A 16,433-nucleotide genomic window follows, 5' to 3' on the forward strand; every position below is an offset into this window, starting at 1 on the left:
AGCTGCCAGTCCTCATCGAGGCGAACAAATTCCGACGGCTGCACCGAGCACTCCATGGCCTTCTCCTTCCATACGCAATGGAGAAGAGCATATCTCAAATTGATATTTTAAGTTAGCGCATATGCGCGCATGCGGGTATCCACGGCCGGCGAAGGCATGGACCCCCGATCGAGTCGGGGGTGACTAGAACAGGGTGACACGAGTCTGTCATACCCGCGAATGCGGGTATCCATCTCAAACGAAGGCACAGCCTCAGCCATCACACCTTCTTCTTAGACGTCCGTCGACTTTGCAGCATGGCCACATTCATTTCGCCATCGAGCGAAGAAGCGTAAAAGCGCTCGACCATCTGGACCGAAGTTCGGGCATTTCGTGCCAAGGTCAACATGTCGATGCCTTGCCCGTACAACAACCTGAACATGATCGATGTATGCCGCAGGCAATACAAGGTTCGAGGTCTGTTCATGCTGTCGGTGAGTGGCAGCCCAGCTTCTCGCATGACCCATTTGAACCAAAAGCCCAAAACAGCCAAGGCATAACTCCTGTCCTTTTCGGCAGGCAAAAATACATAGTCATCCGGCCCGCCATAACCCTCAGCTGTGGTGTGCCTGAGCAGCGATTCGTACACATGAACAGCCGGTTGTAGCGTGACCATGGGTTTGTCATGTTTTTTGGTCTCCGGCAAATTCAAGCGCAAATACACCGCATCACCCCGAACCACCGTCACATGTTTGTGCTTGAGCTGCCTCAAGTCTCCCGGACGAACAAAACTGTTGACCATGAACCGAATTACCCAAAACATGTCCGGTGCCAACAACATGTTTTTAGGCGATACCCAAAACCGATCACGATGGCCGTCCGTTGACTTCAGGGGCGGTGCTATCACGCCATTGCGAGACATCTTCAGCGCAGTGCGAGCCAACTTGGCATACTCACTCACGGTCAACATGGACCGGGGCTGGGTAGACACCTTGACGCGAGGGAATTCGGGCACCTCTTTCAGCAAGCCCTTGCGCACAGCCAGTTTCAACAGTTTTCGAACCAGCACCAGGTACTGAGAAATCGTGGTCGTCGTCAATTGATGCTGCGTCAATCGCGACACAAAGCCTTCTAAGTCCACATGGGTGACTTGCGTCGGCGGTATGTATCGAAAGAACGGCAAGACATGCGCTTCCAGTCGATTTTTCTGAATCCCTACTGAAGCCGAGCTCAACTCCTTGCGGGAAACGCGCTCCCACTCGGCATCCAGCAACTCATCGGCCAAACGCGTGAATTTGTTCTGTTTTTCAAAACTCTTCTGATCGTCTGCCAACTCTCGCCTGGTCAGTCGTGCTTCAACCTCAGCCGCCTGATCCCACTCTGCAGGTCGTGCGCTTTGGACTGTTCTGGAAGCCGGGGAACCCTGACCCGTGCAGATCAAGTCCCAACCTTCTGGCGGAAGAACATAAAAAACGGGCTTGTTATCGTTGAGCACAACCAGTGGCGAGACACCACTTTTTTGAACGCGGTTCAGAGCATCCTCCAGGAAGTCCTGGAAGCTGACAATCTGATTTGAATTTATGTATTGAATGACCATGAATCTACGATATGACAGACTGACAAAAATGTCTGTTCAATAAACTGCTCATAGTCTCATTTCATTCTAGCTTCTCTGGCTACATTGGCAGCCACAACAGGCGCTTTCGCTCAGTCCACCGTGACTTTGTATGGCGTGTTTGACACTGGCTTCCAGTCCAACAAACTGACTGCTGGAGACACCACAGTGAAGCAAACTGCTGGCGTGCAAGGCGGCATGTCTGGCAACCGTATTGGTTTCAAGGGCACTGAAGACTTGGGCGGCGGCTTGAAAGCCAACTTCGTGGTCGAGTTGGGCCTTGACCCAACAGAAGCCAACAGCGCATTTGGCGACAATAACCGTCAATCCTACGTTGGCGTTGAAGGTGCATTCGGTACTTTCAACATGGGTCGTCAGTACTCCCTGCATCACAACAACCAAGCCGCTGGCGACATGTTGGGTAACCTGAATGGCCAAACAGGCTACTTGGGTGCCTTGGACAGCTTGGTTCGCGTGAGCAATTCCTTTATTTACACATCGCCTTCTTTCAGCGGTTTCACTGTTGCTGCTGAAATGGCTCTGGGTGAAACATGGAAAAATGCAGATGCAGCTGAGGGCACAAACAACCCAACTACAGTTGCTGCGAGCAACGAGAAGAAAAACGAAACAACTGGCGTTCGTTTGAACTATGCTAACGGTCCATTGGCTGTTGGTTACGCTTACGAGCAAACAAAGAACGGCACTTTCGCAGCTATCAAACTGCTGGGTGTCACAGCTTCTGACATCCCAGTCAGTGGGCTTGATTACAACAAGCGTAAAGCTAACAACTTGTCTGCCTCCTATGACTTCGGCGTTGCCAAAGTTGGTTTCGTGAACAACAGCACTAAGTACGACACTGTCAAGTGGACCAGCAACACACTATCTGCTGCTGTGCCAATGGGTGCCGCAACCTTGTTCGGTAGCACCAGCGCTGGCAAGATCAAAGAAGATGGCGAGTCTGTGAAAGTCTCCGCTTATCAACTGGGCGCTTCTTACGCTCTGAGCAAGCGCACCAACGTGTATGCTTTCACAGGTCAGCAAAAGTTTAAAGATGTTGAAATCAAGTACACATCCACAACTTTGGGCCTGCGTCACACTTTCTAATTCCCCGCCGGCGCAAGCCAGCTGAGAGTTAAAAGCCTAAAAACCCACCGTGGCAACGCGGTGGGTTTTTTTACGACTGCACGCTGGCGCTGCAGTCAGCAAAAAAGATCATCGTCTCGTTGCTGGATGTTCACCGTTTGGTTTGATTCAAACAGTGGCTGCCACTGCCCAGCAGCCACAGCCTCTGCCATCCTCTGCTGTTGAACTGAACGCCAGACGATGGGCTCAGTCATGGGCTGAACAATTGGGAATGTACCTACTGCTGTATTCTGGGTAAGGTGAGTTGCCTGTACCAACATTCGTGACACTCCACCCTTCATGCCATACCATTCACACGCTTGGCAGTGCGCCTGGCGTTGTATATGACCGAGAGCCTGTGTGTTGCTGGGAAAACCAATAAAAAACCCACCGTGTTGCCACGGTGGGTTTTCTATTCTTCGAAATCTTAACTGGCTTGCGCCAGCGGGGAATTAGAAGGAGTGGGACAGACCGATGTCGTAGCCCGAAGACTTCTTGCTTTGGGTTGTGCTGGAAGCGTTAGACACAGTGGCCAACGCTGCTGTTGCACCGTTCTTAGCTGTCAAGGTCGAGTAAGTTGCATAAAGTTGAGTGCGCTTGCTCAAAGCATAGTTTGCACCCACGGCCAACTGGTTGGCTTTCAAGTCCGCAGCGCCTGCTGTGGTGCTGTTACGGCTACCCCAGTTGTAAGACGCCTTGAGTGTGGTGGCACCCATGGGAACAGCCACGCCCAAGCCTGTGTGCTTGAGCGTTTGTGCCACAACTGCGGTGTCAACAATAGCGCCTGCTGCGTCGTAACCTGTGTTGGTGTAAGCAGCACGCTTTTGTGTACCGTACTGGAACATGGCTTTGGCAACGCCGAAGTCGTAGCTGGCACCAATGTTCATGGCTGTGTAATCACCCATGAAAGGAACGTTGCCGATTTGGGCAGGACCGTTGTTGATACCAACTTCTTGCACCATAATGGCGCGTGCTTCAGCTGTCAACTTGTTGGCATACTTGGTTTTACCAGTGGCAGCAGACAAGCTCAGAGGGCCTTGGTTGTACATCAAGCGGATGCCCATGTACTCGCCGTCGCCTTTTTGTGCATCGCAACCGTTGGCAACAGAGTCAGTAGCGCCGACGGTGTTCACGCCCAAGCAGTTGGTGCGCTGCTCAGAGAAACCGTACATGGCGTTGGCTTGGAAGCCATTCATTGTGGGTGTGAAGTAGTTGATGGCGTTGGAAGAACGCACGCCAGGAGCAGCAGATCCTGGAGGGGCGATGAAAGCGCCCACTGGGTGCATGGTGCCCAGGGAAATGTTGTGCGACTGGCCAACACCGTTGGTGCCAAACGGATCGTAAACGCTCAGGTTCCAGAATGTGGGTGCATAGTCACGGCCCAGACGCACTTCACCGAAACCACCTTCCAAGCCCACAAAGGCTTGACGGCCAAAGGTCAGGCCTTGCAAGCCACCCAAACCAGAAGAACTTGGAGTATTGCCTTGGGTGCGATATGTAGAAGCGTCAACCGTTTGACCAGCTTTCCAGGATCCAGAACCCACGCTCAGGTTCTGACCCATGTTGGTGTTGTTGGCGGTGGTGTTTTGACCAGCGCCAGTGTCATTGTTCATGCCCATTTCCAGCACAAACTTGGCTTTCAAGCCGCCGCCTAGGTCTTCAGTACCGCGGAAACCCAGACGCGAGCTGGCAGCGCCAGAGTTGTCCAAGCGTGTCAACGTGCCGTTGTTGTCGGTCTTGATGGAGTTGATACGGGCATCAACCACACCATAAATTTGAACAGAAGATTGGGCGTAAACGCCGGTGGCTGCCAATGTAGCCAGAGCAATCAGGCTGTACCGGAAGAGCGTACTCTGGCAACTGGTCCGGATTTCCCTAGTGCTTCGCGTTGTCGGATGACGACCTGGTGCATTTTCTGGCGTGTCGCTCGTCGGATATCAAAGGTCTCGACAAGCGTGGACCACTGATCCACCACTTCGAGCATGGCATCCAGTCTTTGAGCTGCCCACCTTGCATCGAGCCCACCTTGCTGTGCCAATTTCGTCAAATGGCTGCGGGTGATGTTCAGCCCTTCTCCGCAAACGTCCATTTGATGCTCCCCGCCGGGACCTTCGCTGTACGTGAGGTCAAAACACGGGGCCAGTTTCCAGTGCCGTTGCGCATCCATGCGGTAGGCCAGGTTTTTGGCATGGTCATCCCGGTTGTGAAACAACACATTGAAGACCGCACGCTCGAACGCTTTTTGCACCTCACGCTCATCGCGCGTGATCATGCGTGTGGCACGCAAGAAAGTGGTGTAGTCCACCGCCGACGGGATTCTGAAGTCAGCGTGCAAAAAACCGGCCAGTGAATGGATCGGAACACGCAAGCCCTGCGCCAGATCGAACCGTTCAATGCCCAGTGCCGCGTGTTGAGGGCTCAAATCGAACACGCGTGTGGTGGGCACATCCAGACCACATGCGCTGGCCAGTTGCGCATAAAACGCTTCGACGGCACACACTTCTTTGTGCTCACCCAGGGCCTGAAATTTGACCAATCAGCCTGAACCTGATGACATGGGTGTCGTGCTGATGCGAGACGTGACCGGATCATAGAACACCAAAACTTTGGGCCTGGCCTCCTGCGAGGTGCCAGTTTTCGCCCCATCCCTCGTAGCGGACTTGGACCTTTTTCATGGCTTGTTCTTCGGAAGGTGGCGCGTGCGAGAGACACGCTGCCGAGCCGGTTTTTGTTGCTGCGCCATGTCCGCAATGGACGCGACAACGGGTTTGAACAAGGGCTGCAATTGTCCCTCTTGACCGAGGCACTGGACCAGTTTGATCCAGGCGATCACCGAAGCTTTGCCCGTGTTTTCGAGCGTGTTGAGTGTGCTGCGAGACACGCCCATGCGCTCAGCCATGTCGGCTTGAGCAATCTCTTTTTGAATCCGCAGGCGTTTTAATCGCTGCGCCAAGGCCAGTGAAATCTCCTCGGCCGAAGAGAAGTTAAAGTCTAAAAATTCGGTCATTATTTGATTTTATTCGAACAATGACGGAAATTTCAATCTTTAAATCACCTTATGAAATCACACCACCGCATGACAAGCGATCTTGATGCCTTTGAAGTCGCGCAAAGCGGGACGTTCGGCGCGGCAGACATCGGTCGCCTGCGGGCAGCGGGGGTGAAAGGTGCAGCCGCTCGGTGGGTTGAGCGGGTTGGGCACTTCGCCTTGTACGGGGGTACGGGCGCGGCCGGTGTCGTGCATCTTGGGAATCGCGTCCAGCAGCATCTTGGTATAGGGGTGCTGCGGGTTGGAGAACAAGGTCTGTTTGTCGGCCAGCTCCACCAGACGCCCCAGATACATCACGCCCACCTGGTCGCTCACATGGCGTACCACGGCGAGGTTGTGGCTGATGAACAGGTAGGTCAGGCCCCGCTCGCGCTGCAGGTCTTTCATGATGTTGAGCACCTGCGCCTGCACGCTCACGTCGAGCGCCGAGGTCGGCTCGTCGCACACCAGAAACTCCGGCGCGGTGGCCAGCGCACGAGCAATCGAGATGCGCTGGCGTTGCCCGCCTGAGAACTGGTGCGGGTACTTGACCATGTCGAGCGGCGACAGACCGACCGATTTGAGCAATTCGGCCACGCGGGCTTTGAGCTCTTCGGCGTCGCTGATCAAGCCATGCTCCTTGAGTGGCTCGCCAATGATGTTGTCCACCGTCCAGCGTGGGTTCAGGCTGGCATAGGGGTCCTGAAAAATCATCTGGATGCGTTGACGCATTTGCCGGGCATCGGACGATTTGAAAGCGGCGTGGGCATCCTGCCCATCAAAGGTCAGGCCGCCGCGTGTGGGCTCATACAAACCCACCAGCAGGCGGGCCACGGTGCTTTTGCCGCAGCCGGACTCGCCCACCAAGGCCAGGGTTTTGCCACGTTCGATCTCAAAGCTCACGCCATCGACGGCATTGAGCATCTGGCGCGGTTTGCGCTCGATCACGCGGTTGAGCCACGGGGCCGAGACATCAAAGGTTTTGGCCAGGTCGTGCGCGACGACCAAAGGCTTTTTATCGCTCATGCCGCGCTCCCATCGTGCAGCCAGCAGGCAGCCTGGTTGGCCCCAGCCTGGACCAATTCGGGTCGGTCTTGGCGGCAGCGGTCAAAGGCTTTGGGGCAGCGCGGGTTGAAGGCGCAGCCTTGCGGGATGGCGTTCAGGCGCGGCATGGCGCCGTCGATCTGGTTCAAACGTTCGCGGTCACTGTCCATGTCGGGGATCGAGGCCATCAGGCCTGCGGTGTAAGGGTGGGCCGGGTGGTTGATGACCTGGTGCACCGGACCGATTTCGGCCACGCGCCCGGCGTAGAGCACGGCCACGCGGTCACAGGTCTCGGCGATCACACCCATGTCGTGGGTGATCAGCATGACGGCAGCGCCCCGGTCCTTGCAGACCTTTTTGAGCAGGCTGATGATCTGCGCCTGGATCGACACATCGAGCGCGGTGGTTGGCTCGTCGGCCACGATGAGTTGCGGCTCGGCAGCCAAGGCCAAGGCGATCACCACGCGCTGGCGCATGCCACCGGAAAACTGGTGCGGGTAGTGGTCGATGCGTTCTTCGGCAGCCGAGATGCCCGTGTCCTTGAGCAACTGGATGGCGCGCTGGCGTGCCTCCTGTGGCGTCACCGGCAGGTGCGCCAGAATGGTTTCGGTCAGCTGCCTGCCGATGGAATACAGCGGGTTGAGCGAGGTCAGCGGGTCCTGAAAAATCGCACCAATTTTGCGGCCCCGAATGTGGCGCATTTGATCGGCATTCAAGTGATCGATGCGCTGACCTTCGAGCAAAATTTGCCCCCCGGCCACGCGGCCAGGCGGCTCCAGCAGGCCAATGATGGCCGCGCCCGTGAGCGACTTGCCTGCGCCCGACTCGCCCACCACGCCCAGAATTTCACCGGGGGCGATGTCGAAAGAAATATCGTCCAGCGCACGCAGCGTGCCGTGGCGGCTGGGGAATTCCACCACCAGGTTTTTGACTTGTAAAAGACTCATCGCAATCTCGGATTCAGCGCGTCGCGCAACCAGTCACCCAACAAGTTGACGGACAAGGCGATCAGCACCAGCATCAGGCCCGGGAAAATCGTGATCCACCATTCGCCCGAGAACAAATAGTCGTTGCCCACACGAATGAGCGTGCCCAGCGAGGGCGAGGTGGGCGGTGCGCCCACACCCAAAAATGACAGTGTGGCTTCGGTGATGATGGCCGTGGCCACCTGGATGGTGGCCAGCACCATGACCGGGCCCATGACATTGGGCAGCACATGCTTGGCCATGATGCGCAAGGGTGCCACACCCGTCACGCGGGCGGCCTGCACATATTCTTTGTTGCGCTCGACCAAAGTGGTGCCACGCACCGTGCGGGCGTATTGCACCCACCCGGTGAGCGAGATCGACAGGATCAACACACCAAAAGCCAGGGACTCGTGCGCATTGGGGAACAGAGCACGCCCCACGCCCGCGATCAACAGCGCCACCAAAATGGCGGGGAAAGACAGCATCACATCGCACAAGCGCATGAGCAAGGCATCAATCCAGCCGCCTTTGAAACCCGCCAGCAAACCCAGGCCTACGCCCACGACCACCGACAAGACCACCGAGGCCAAGCCCACCACCAAAGAGATGCGCGAGCCGTAGATCAGGGCCGACAAAATGTCACGCCCTTGATCGTCAGTGCCCAGCAAAAACTTGGTGCTGCCGCCCTCCATCCAGGCCGGAGGCAAGCGGGCGTCGCTCAGCTCCAGCGTGGCCAGGTCAAACGGGTTGGTCGGTGAGACCCAGCCAGCAAAAATTGAACAAAAAAGACAAACGAAGGCGATGCCAGCCGCCACCATCGCCGTGGGCGATTGGCGGAAGCTGTAACCGACATCGCTGTTCAGCCAGCGTTTCAATGCGTTCATGGATTACTTGATGGTGATGGACTTGAACGGCATGTAGTTGTCGCCACGCTGCACCAGCGTGACTTTTTTGCTGGTGCCCCAGGCCAATGCCTGCTGGTGCAAAGGCAGGTGGCCGATGTCGGCACTGTGCAATTCGAAGACCTCCTTGATCATCGCGTTGCGCTTGGCCTGATCGGTCTCGCTCTGGATCTTGACCGTCAACTCGTCCACCTTGGGGTTGCAGTAAGCGCCCAGGTTGAACTGGCCTGTACCCTTGTCGTCCACGCAGCGCATCAAGGCATTGAGTGCGTTGTGCGCGTCGTAGGTGCTGGGGGTCCAGCCCAGCAGATAGAAGCTGGTGTCGCGGCGCAGAATTTTGGGGAAATAGGTGCCCTTGGTCTCGGCCTTGAGGTTAACCTTGATGTTTACGCGTGCCAGGTTGGCGGCCACGGCTTCGCAAATCTGACCGTCATTCACATAGCGGTCGTTGGGGCAGTTCATGTCCACCGAGAAGCCTGTGGGGTAACCCGCTTCGGCCAGCAACTTCTTGGAGGCCTCAGGGTCAAAAGGCAGGCGCTTGTTCAGGTCGGCGCTGTAGCCGTTGATGCCGGGGCCCACCATCAAGGCGCTGGGGTTGGAGGCGCCACGCATCACGGTGCGCTTGATGCCTTCGATGTCGATGGCCTGGTAGAAGGCCTGGCGCACGCGCTTGTCCTTGAAGGGGTTCTTGCCCTTCACGCTGGAGTACAGCAGTTCGTCACGCTTTTGGTCCATGCCCAAAAAGATGGTGCGCAGCTCGGGGGCCACCAGAGCGCGTGTGTTGGCGCCCGCATTGATGCGCGGCACGTCCTGCACAGGCACTGGTTCCATGATATCGATCTCGCCCGAGAGCAAAGCCGCCACGCGGGTGGGGTCGTTGGCAATCACGGAGAAGATCACCTCGTCCACGTTGCCCTCGATCTTGCCCCAGTAGCTGCCGTTGCGCACAAAGGTGGTGCGCACATTGGGCTGGCGCTCGCGCAAGCGGTAAGGGCCTGTGCCGTTGGCACGGAAAGAGGCTGCGTTTTCAATGCCTTTGCGGCGGTCCACCGGGCGCGTGGCCTGGTTGTCCTCACACCACTTCTTGCTCATGATGTACACGGTCGACAAGACGTTGGGCAAGATGGGGAAAGGGGACTTGGTTTCGATCTCGATGGTGTGGCTGTTGATCTTGCGCACTTCCTTGATGTCGTTGGTGTTGCTGCGCATGTCCGAGCCTTCGCCTGCAGCGCGGTTCAGTGAAAACACCACGTCATCGGCGGTGAATGGCGTGTCGTCATGGAAGCGCACGTTCTTGCGCAGCTCAAAACGCCACACGGTGGGCGATGTCTGCTTCCATGAAGAGGCCAAGCCGGGTTCAAACTTCAGGTCTTTGCTCACGGCCACCAGCGATTCGTAGACGTTGTTGGTCACGCTCAGTTGCAGTGACTCGTTGAGCGAATGCGGGTCCATCGACAAGGCGTCGCCCTGGTTGGCGATGCGCACCGTGGCCGCGTGTGCAGCGCCCAAGGACAAGGTCGAAACGATGGCCGCAGCCACCAGCGAGCGGGAGAGTTTGGAAGTGCGCATGAGAAAACTCCTGAGGTTGAAAGTGAAAACGGTCAAGGTTTGACCGTGGTGCCCAAGGGCAAGGCCTGCTCCACCAAACTGGCGTGCAAGGCCGCGCCCAAAGGCAGGATCTCGTCGTTGAAATCGTAACGGCTGTTGTGCAGCGGATGGGGGCCGGGGCCATGGGGCAGGCCTTGGCCGATGCGGATGTACGCACCGGGTTTGGCCTGCAGCATGAAGGAAAAATCTTCGCCGCCCATGCTGGGCAGCATATTGCGCCAGACCTTGTCTTCGCCCACCAAGCTGGCCGCCACATCGCAGGCAAACTGAGCTTCGGGCACGGTGTTCACCGTGGCGGGGTAGACGCGCTCGTAAGTCAATTCGGCCGATGCACCAAAGCCCTGGGCAATGCCGGTGCACAAAGAACGCAGACGGTCTTCGATCTGGTCTTGCACACCCTCGCTGTAGGTGCGCACAGTGCCCACCAAAGTCACCTCACCCGGGATGACGCTCATCGCACCCGGATGGCCGCCCTGCATCGAGCAAATGCTGACGACTGCTTGGTCAAAGGCCGACAGGTTGCGTGCCACCACGCTTTGCGCGGCGGTGATGATGTGGCCTGCCACCAGCACGGGGTCAACCGCCTGGTGTGGGCGGGCACCGTGGCCGCCTTTGCCGCGAATGTGGATCTCGATCCGGTCCACCGCCGCCTGCATGGGGCCAGGGGTGATGCCGATCACGCCCAAAGGCGTTTCGGGGGAGTTGTGTTGGGCGTAGACCTGCTCGCAAGGAAAGCGCTCGAACAAGCCGTCTTCCATCATGGCGCGGGCACCCGCATAGCCTTCTTCGCCGGGCTGAAAAATCAGCACGGCCGTGCCGTCAAAGCGCCGGGTTTCGGCCAAATAGCGCGCAGCGCCCATCAGCATGGCGGTGTGGCCGTCGTGGCCGCAGCCATGCATGAGACCAGGCTTGGACGATTTCCAGGTGCATTCGTTGAACTCGGTCAGGGGCAACGCATCCATATCGGCCCGCAGGCCAATCATGCGGCCGGGGTTGCTGGCCGAGCGACCTTGGCCGTGCACCAAGGCCACCACGCCGGTTTTGCCAATGCCCGTGTGGATGCTGTCTACACCGCAAACCTTGAGCATCTCGGCCACGCGGGCTGAGGTGTAGACCTCTTCAAAGCCCAGCTCGGGGTTGGCGTGCAGGTCGCGCCTGAAAGCTGTCAACTCCGGGTGGAATTGGGCGATGCGTGCAAACGCCGCGCCTCGCCCCAAGACCGACTGCAAAGAAGCGCCCATGCTCAGTGCCCCCCGGGCTTGCCCACGCGCAGGCGCGGATCGACCACAAAGTAAAGCAAGTCCACGATCAGGTTGATGACCACAAAGATCAAAGCGATCAGGCACAAATAAGCCGCCATGACCGGGATGTCGGCAAACGTGACAGCTTGAATGAACAGCAAGCCCATGCCCGGCCACTGGAACACCGTCTCGGTGATGATGGCAAACGCGATCAAACCGCCCAGCTGCAAACCGGTGATGGTGAGCACGGGTACCAGCGTGTTTTTGAGTGCGTGGCCAAAGTGGATGGCGCGGTTGGACAAGCCACGTGCACGCGCGAACTTGATGTAGTCGGTGCGCAGCACCTCCAGCATCTCGGCCCGCACCAGACGCATGATCAAGGTGAGCTGAAAAATGGCCAATGTGACGGCGGGCAGCGTGATGTGGTGCCAGCCCTTGGCCGTCATCAAACCGCTCGTCCACCAGCCCATTTGCACCACCTCGCCCCGGCCAAAGCTCGGGAACCAGCCCAGCATCACGGCGAACACCAGGATCAACAGAATACCGATGAGGAAGGTGGGCAGCGAGACACCCAGCAACGAGATGGTCATGATGAGCTGGCTGGCCCAGGTGCCCCGGCGCAGAGCGGCGTACACCCCCATGGGGATGCCAATGACCAGCGCCAAAGTGGCGGCCACCAGCGCCAGCTCCAGGGTGGCGGGCAGGCGCTCGGCGATGAGGCGCGAGACCTTGGCCCCCTGACGCAGGCTCAAGCCAAACTCGCCTTGCACCGCATTGGACAAAAAGTGCCAGAACTGCACAAAAAACGGCTGGTCCAGACCCAGATCGGCACGCAACATGTCGATCTGCTCTTTGGTGGCGTCTTGCCCCAACAAGAACACCACCGGATCGCCCACATACTGGAACAACAAAAACGCGATGAAAGCGACCGTGACCATGACGACCACGGCCTGGATCAACCGCTGCAGGATGAAAGCGAGCATCAGTTGACCTTGATCAGCGACCAGTCGAGGCGGTTGTCAGGGCGGTGCACCACTTCCACATTTTTCTTCATGGCCCAAGGGATGACCTGGTTGTGCAGCGGGATGTGCGACACCGTGTCGTTGGACAACTGCAAACCTTCGGTCAGCAGGCGGTTGCGCACAGGCAAGTCGGTCTCGGTCTTCACGCGGTCCACGATGTAGTCCATGCGCGGGTTGCTGTAACGGCCCACGTTGTAATTGCCGTCACCCCCTGTGCCCACGCTGCGAGTGAGCGATTGCAGGCTGTACAGCGCATCAAACGTCGGCACGCCCCAGCCCAGCATGTAAATGCTGGCTTCGTAGCGCTGGATCATGGGGAAATACGTCACCAAAGGCATGGTGCGCAGCTTGGCCTTCACACCCACTTTGGCCCACATGGCCGTGATGGCCTGGCAGATTTCTTCGTCGTTGATGTAGCGGTTGTTGGGGCAGGCAAAGTCCACCTCAAAGCCGTTGGGATAACCGGCCTCGGCCAGCAGCTTCTTTGAGGCGTCTTGCGAATAAGGGAAGCGCGTGTCCACCGCTTGGGTCCAGCCATTGACTTGCGGGGCCACCAGGGCGCCCGTGTTTTGCGACAGGCCGCGCATGGTCACGCGGTGGATGGTATCGATGTCAATGGCCTGGTACAGCGCCTTGCGCACTTTTACATCCTTGAGCGGATTTTTGCCCTTGACGCTGGAGCCAGGCAGCTCATCGCGGTGCTGGTCCATCCCCAGGAAAATGGTGCGGTTTTCAATGCCGTCCACCACCTTCAGGTTGGCGTTGTTGCGCATGCGGCCCAGGTCTTGGGGGCTGGGGTCCAGCACGAAATCGATCTCGCCCGACAACAAGGCGGCCGCACGTGTAGCTTCGTTCTTGATGGGGGTGTAGACGATTTCGGTCACATTGGTGGGCACTTCTGACCAACCCCACCAGTTGGGGTTTTTCACCAGCACCAGCTTTTGGTCGGGCTGCCACTCTTTGACCATGTAGGCGCCGCTGCCCATGGCATTGCGGTGGGCAAAGTTTTCGTCCTTGGTTTTGGCGTCTTTGGGCTCCACTGACTTGTTCTTCTCGGCCCAGGCCTTGCTCATGATGCGCAGCTCGGTCAGCTGGTTCAACAACACCGGGTTGGGGCCGCTCAAAATAATGTCCACGGTGTTGGCGTCGACCTTGACGATGCGGCTGAAACCCTGGGTGTAGACGTTGAAGTTGGAGGTCTTGGCGCGTGCGCGGTCCAGAGAAAACACCACATCGTCAGCGGTCAGTGCGCTGCCATCGCTGAACTTGACGCCTTTGCGCAAGTTAAAACGGTACTGCGTGGCTGACATCTCTTTCCACGAGGTGGCCAGCTTGGGTTCGATTTTGAAGGTTTTGCTGTTGTAGTAGACCAGCGAGTCAAAAATGGCGGCATGCACGCCATTGCCGAGGGCATTGTTTTGTGAATGGATGTCGAGCGTGGGGATGTCGCTAGCGCTGGACCATTTGAAGGGCTTGGCCTGCACGGTAGCAGCGCCCATGAGGCCCGCCAACCCCAATGACAACACCAGCGTGGTCGCGCGGACAGACAAATTGGGAACGTTTTTCATCAAATCACCTCGTTCATGGATTGCGATGTACAGAACTGCATACTATGCAACATTCAGGCCCGAGTCAGGGAGAGGGAATTCCCCCAAATAGCCTGTCGCGCACAGGACTGGTGCACGCATGGGTTCCTTAAGGAAACGACTTTAGTCCAGCCGAATGTCGCCGTACCAGGCCCGGACATGGCCACGGGTGTTGTCCGAGTCGGTCATGATGGCCATGCCCACCAAGGCGCCGGGGGCTTCACCAAATGCCTTTTCAAAATCAGCCCGCACATCGCGTTCGTACTGGCGCCACTGCCGAATGTGGGCAGGTCCAGTCTCCACGACCAGCTTGCGCACACGGTCGGTGCGCGGGTTGACGATGACCGTGTCGACTGGGCGGCGGTTGCACCACACATACATCAAGGTGGCGTAAGGCAAAGGCTCGCCCGTGAGCGCCTCGGTCAGGTCGCTGAGCATCGCGTTTTTGGCTGAAAACCGGCTACGGTCGCCCTCGAACGCCAGAATCAGCCGCACAGGCGCGTCCTCGCTGTCACGCTCGCCCATGTCAGCCTCAGCCAGCAAGTTGTCAATTTGCCAGGCAAATTGCAAGCGGCCCAATTGGTCCGCCGGCACATTCAGCCGCTGGCGCAGCATGCTGGCAGAGGCTTGCGCGTGGGCGCTCAAGGCATCCCGGCGGTCGTGTTTTTCCAGCCTGAAAGCCGTACGCAATTTGCCGGGCAAGGTCACAGCTTCCCATTGCGCTTTGTCTTGTGGGCTGAAATGCAATCCACCAACGGGCTTGGTCAACACAGATGTTTGGGGCGCATTCTCTTGGCGCGTTGCACAAGCATTCAGCCCCAAAACTAAACACAGAGCCCACCCCATTCGGATGCAACTGTTCCAATTATTCATCATCTGCATCTTACGACAAGGCAAGAAAAAACCCACCGTGTTGCCACAGTGGGTTTTATGTTTTAACTCTCAACTGGCTTGCGCCAGCCGGGAATTAGAAGTTGTGCTTCACGCCGATTTCGAAGCCTTTGGAACGCAAGCCAGTGAAATCGCTAGCTGCAGCGGAACCGACGCTCTTGCCAGAGCCTTCTTCGTTCTTCAGTGTCGAGTAAGTTGCGTAGGCAGAAGTGCGCTTGCTCAGGTCATACACTGCACCCAAGGCGAACTGATTTGCCATTTTATCCCCGTCAGCCTTAGCAGTGACGTAAGAAGCCTTCAAAGTCACAGCACCCATAGGGGCAGCAACACCGTAGATCATGGATTTCACGCTTGCGTTGTCAGCAAATGACAGCTTGTCAGTTTTGTAACCTAAGCTCAGCTTAGCAACGCCCAGATCATATGCACCAGCGAGAAAGTTAGTTGTCCACTTTTCAGTATCAGCAGCAGTAGTAGTTGCAACGCCACCTTTGGTAACTTGATTACCGTAAGCAACAGACACAGGGCCGTTAGCGTAAGCCAGTTTTACACTGGTCATGGTACCAGCAGAGCGAGCCTGATATGTGTTTTCGCCACCGAAGCTGTACATCAGACTAGCAGTGAAACCGTTGAATGCTGGTGAGTAGTAAGTCACGCTGTTGTTTGCGCGAACAGCGTTAGGGTCAGCATACACTACACCAGCAGCAACTTTGCTACCGGGAGCTGTAGCAACTGCTTGTGCAGTAGCGAATGAACCTGCTGCAGCGATAACTGTATCAACTGTGAGACCGTTAGCAACGTTGTAGGAGGAACCGACACCGTTGGTGCCGAAGGGGTCAGCGATACCTGCGATCGTGAACAATGGGGTGTAGTCACGGCCGAAGCGCACTTCACCAAAACCGCCCGACAAACCGATGGTGGACTTGCGTGTGAAGTTAAAGCCAGCAGAAGTGCCCACATCAGGAGCCATGCCGCCTTCGAAGTGGAAGCCAGCCTTCAAGCCACCACCCAGATCTTCAGTGCCCATCACACCCAAACGGCTGGAATAGATGCCGTCTTGCGACATGCCGCTGAATTTGTTGTCACCACTGGTGACATTACGGTAACCGAGGTCAGCGCCACCGAACAATGTCACGGTGGATTGTGCGAAAGCAGCGCCTGTGGCAGCAACAGCAGCCAGAGCAATCAGAGTTTTTTTCATTGCAAATTTCTCCAAAGTTTAAAAAAGAGCTTCGAATCCACCAAGTGAAGATCACCTGTCTGAACACTTAGCCAACCTCCAAATTCGGAAGGTTGCACGTATTGCACCAGAGCAAAGCGGCTTTTCCAAGACTTTCAAAGAATAAAGGTCTTTTCCGTTGCATCTCTGCAACAAGCCTGCAAAGGTTGTTTTCAATTGAATCAATTTAACTCTATTTTTATCAATGAAT

At 57.0% G+C, this 16,433-nt stretch carries 14 protein-coding genes; 1 reads left to right on the forward strand and 13 read right to left on the reverse strand.

What is annotated here, in order from left to right:
* Window positions 1-259: 259 nt before the first annotated feature.
* A complete protein-coding gene (locus tag B9Z34_RS12110; RefSeq protein ID WP_233249584.1) occupies window positions 260-1,576 on the reverse strand; it encodes a hypothetical protein in 1,317 nt (438 codons plus the stop codon).
* Window positions 1,577-1,660: 84 nt separating this feature from the next.
* On the opposite strand from B9Z34_RS12110, the gene B9Z34_RS12115 reads away from it, so the two are divergent.
* Complete coding sequence (locus B9Z34_RS12115; RefSeq protein WP_158268728.1) at window positions 1,661-2,698, forward strand: porin; 1,038 nt, start codon at window positions 1,661-1,663, stop codon at window positions 2,696-2,698.
* Between the two features lie 470 nt (window positions 2,699-3,168).
* On the opposite strand, the gene B9Z34_RS12120 is transcribed toward B9Z34_RS12115, so the two are convergent.
* From B9Z34_RS12120 to B9Z34_RS12175, 12 genes are all read right to left on the reverse strand, one after another.
* Window positions 3,169-4,587 (reverse strand): porin, encoded by a 1,419-nt coding sequence (locus B9Z34_RS12120; protein ID WP_108428381.1) that lies wholly within the window; start codon window positions 4,585-4,587, stop codon window positions 3,169-3,171.
* Window positions 4,545-5,252 carry a type II toxin-antitoxin system HipA family toxin gene (locus B9Z34_RS12125; protein ID WP_108428382.1) on the reverse strand — a complete coding sequence of 236 codons (708 nt, stop codon included), beginning with the start codon at window positions 5,250-5,252 and terminating at the stop codon, window positions 4,545-4,547. Before B9Z34_RS12125 ends, B9Z34_RS12120 begins: the two co-directional genes overlap by 43 nt.
* A 135-nt stretch (window positions 5,253-5,387) precedes the next feature.
* Complete coding sequence (locus tag B9Z34_RS12130) at window positions 5,388-5,723, reverse strand: helix-turn-helix transcriptional regulator (protein ID WP_108428383.1); 336 nt, start codon at window positions 5,721-5,723, stop codon at window positions 5,388-5,390.
* Between the two features lie 57 nt (window positions 5,724-5,780).
* The gene (locus tag B9Z34_RS12135; RefSeq protein ID WP_108428384.1) at window positions 5,781-6,770 is read right to left on the reverse strand and encodes an ABC transporter ATP-binding protein; all 990 of its coding nucleotides are present in this window, start codon (window positions 6,768-6,770) and stop codon (window positions 5,781-5,783) included.
* Window positions 6,767-7,735: an ABC transporter ATP-binding protein gene (locus B9Z34_RS12140; RefSeq protein WP_108428385.1), complete on the reverse strand. Its 969-nt coding sequence runs from the start codon at window positions 7,733-7,735 to the stop codon at window positions 6,767-6,769. The genes B9Z34_RS12135 and B9Z34_RS12140 overlap by 4 nt, the downstream gene beginning before the upstream one ends.
* Window positions 7,732-8,640 (reverse strand): ABC transporter permease, encoded by a 909-nt coding sequence (locus B9Z34_RS12145; RefSeq protein WP_108428386.1) that lies wholly within the window; start codon window positions 8,638-8,640, stop codon window positions 7,732-7,734. Before B9Z34_RS12145 ends, B9Z34_RS12140 begins: the two co-directional genes overlap by 4 nt.
* A gap of 3 nt (window positions 8,641-8,643) precedes the next feature.
* The gene (locus tag B9Z34_RS12150) at window positions 8,644-10,227 is read right to left on the reverse strand and encodes an ABC transporter substrate-binding protein (RefSeq protein WP_108428387.1); all 1,584 of its coding nucleotides are present in this window, start codon (window positions 10,225-10,227) and stop codon (window positions 8,644-8,646) included.
* A gap of 32 nt (window positions 10,228-10,259) precedes the next feature.
* On the reverse strand, window positions 10,260-11,507 hold the full coding sequence (locus B9Z34_RS12155; RefSeq protein WP_108428388.1) for a M20 aminoacylase family protein: 1,248 nt from the start codon (window positions 11,505-11,507) through the stop codon (window positions 10,260-10,262).
* 2 nt (window positions 11,508-11,509) lie between these two features.
* A complete protein-coding gene (locus tag B9Z34_RS12160) occupies window positions 11,510-12,490 on the reverse strand; it encodes an ABC transporter permease (RefSeq protein ID WP_108428389.1) in 981 nt (326 codons plus the stop codon).
* Complete coding sequence (locus tag B9Z34_RS12165; RefSeq protein WP_108428390.1) at window positions 12,490-14,097, reverse strand: ABC transporter substrate-binding protein; 1,608 nt, start codon at window positions 14,095-14,097, stop codon at window positions 12,490-12,492. The genes B9Z34_RS12160 and B9Z34_RS12165 overlap by 1 nt, the downstream gene beginning before the upstream one ends.
* Window positions 14,098-14,238: 141 nt before the next feature.
* The gene (locus tag B9Z34_RS12170; protein ID WP_233249589.1) at window positions 14,239-14,886 is read right to left on the reverse strand and encodes a DUF3047 domain-containing protein; all 648 of its coding nucleotides are present in this window, start codon (window positions 14,884-14,886) and stop codon (window positions 14,239-14,241) included.
* Window positions 14,887-15,082: 196 nt separating this feature from the next.
* Window positions 15,083-16,204: a porin gene (locus tag B9Z34_RS12175; protein WP_108428392.1), complete on the reverse strand. Its 1,122-nt coding sequence runs from the start codon at window positions 16,202-16,204 to the stop codon at window positions 15,083-15,085.
* Window positions 16,205-16,433 lie beyond the last annotated feature (229 nt).

The organism is Limnohabitans sp. Hippo3 (assembly GCF_003063665.1).
In the GTDB taxonomy this organism is placed as follows: domain Bacteria; phylum Pseudomonadota; class Gammaproteobacteria; order Burkholderiales; family Burkholderiaceae_C; genus Limnohabitans_A.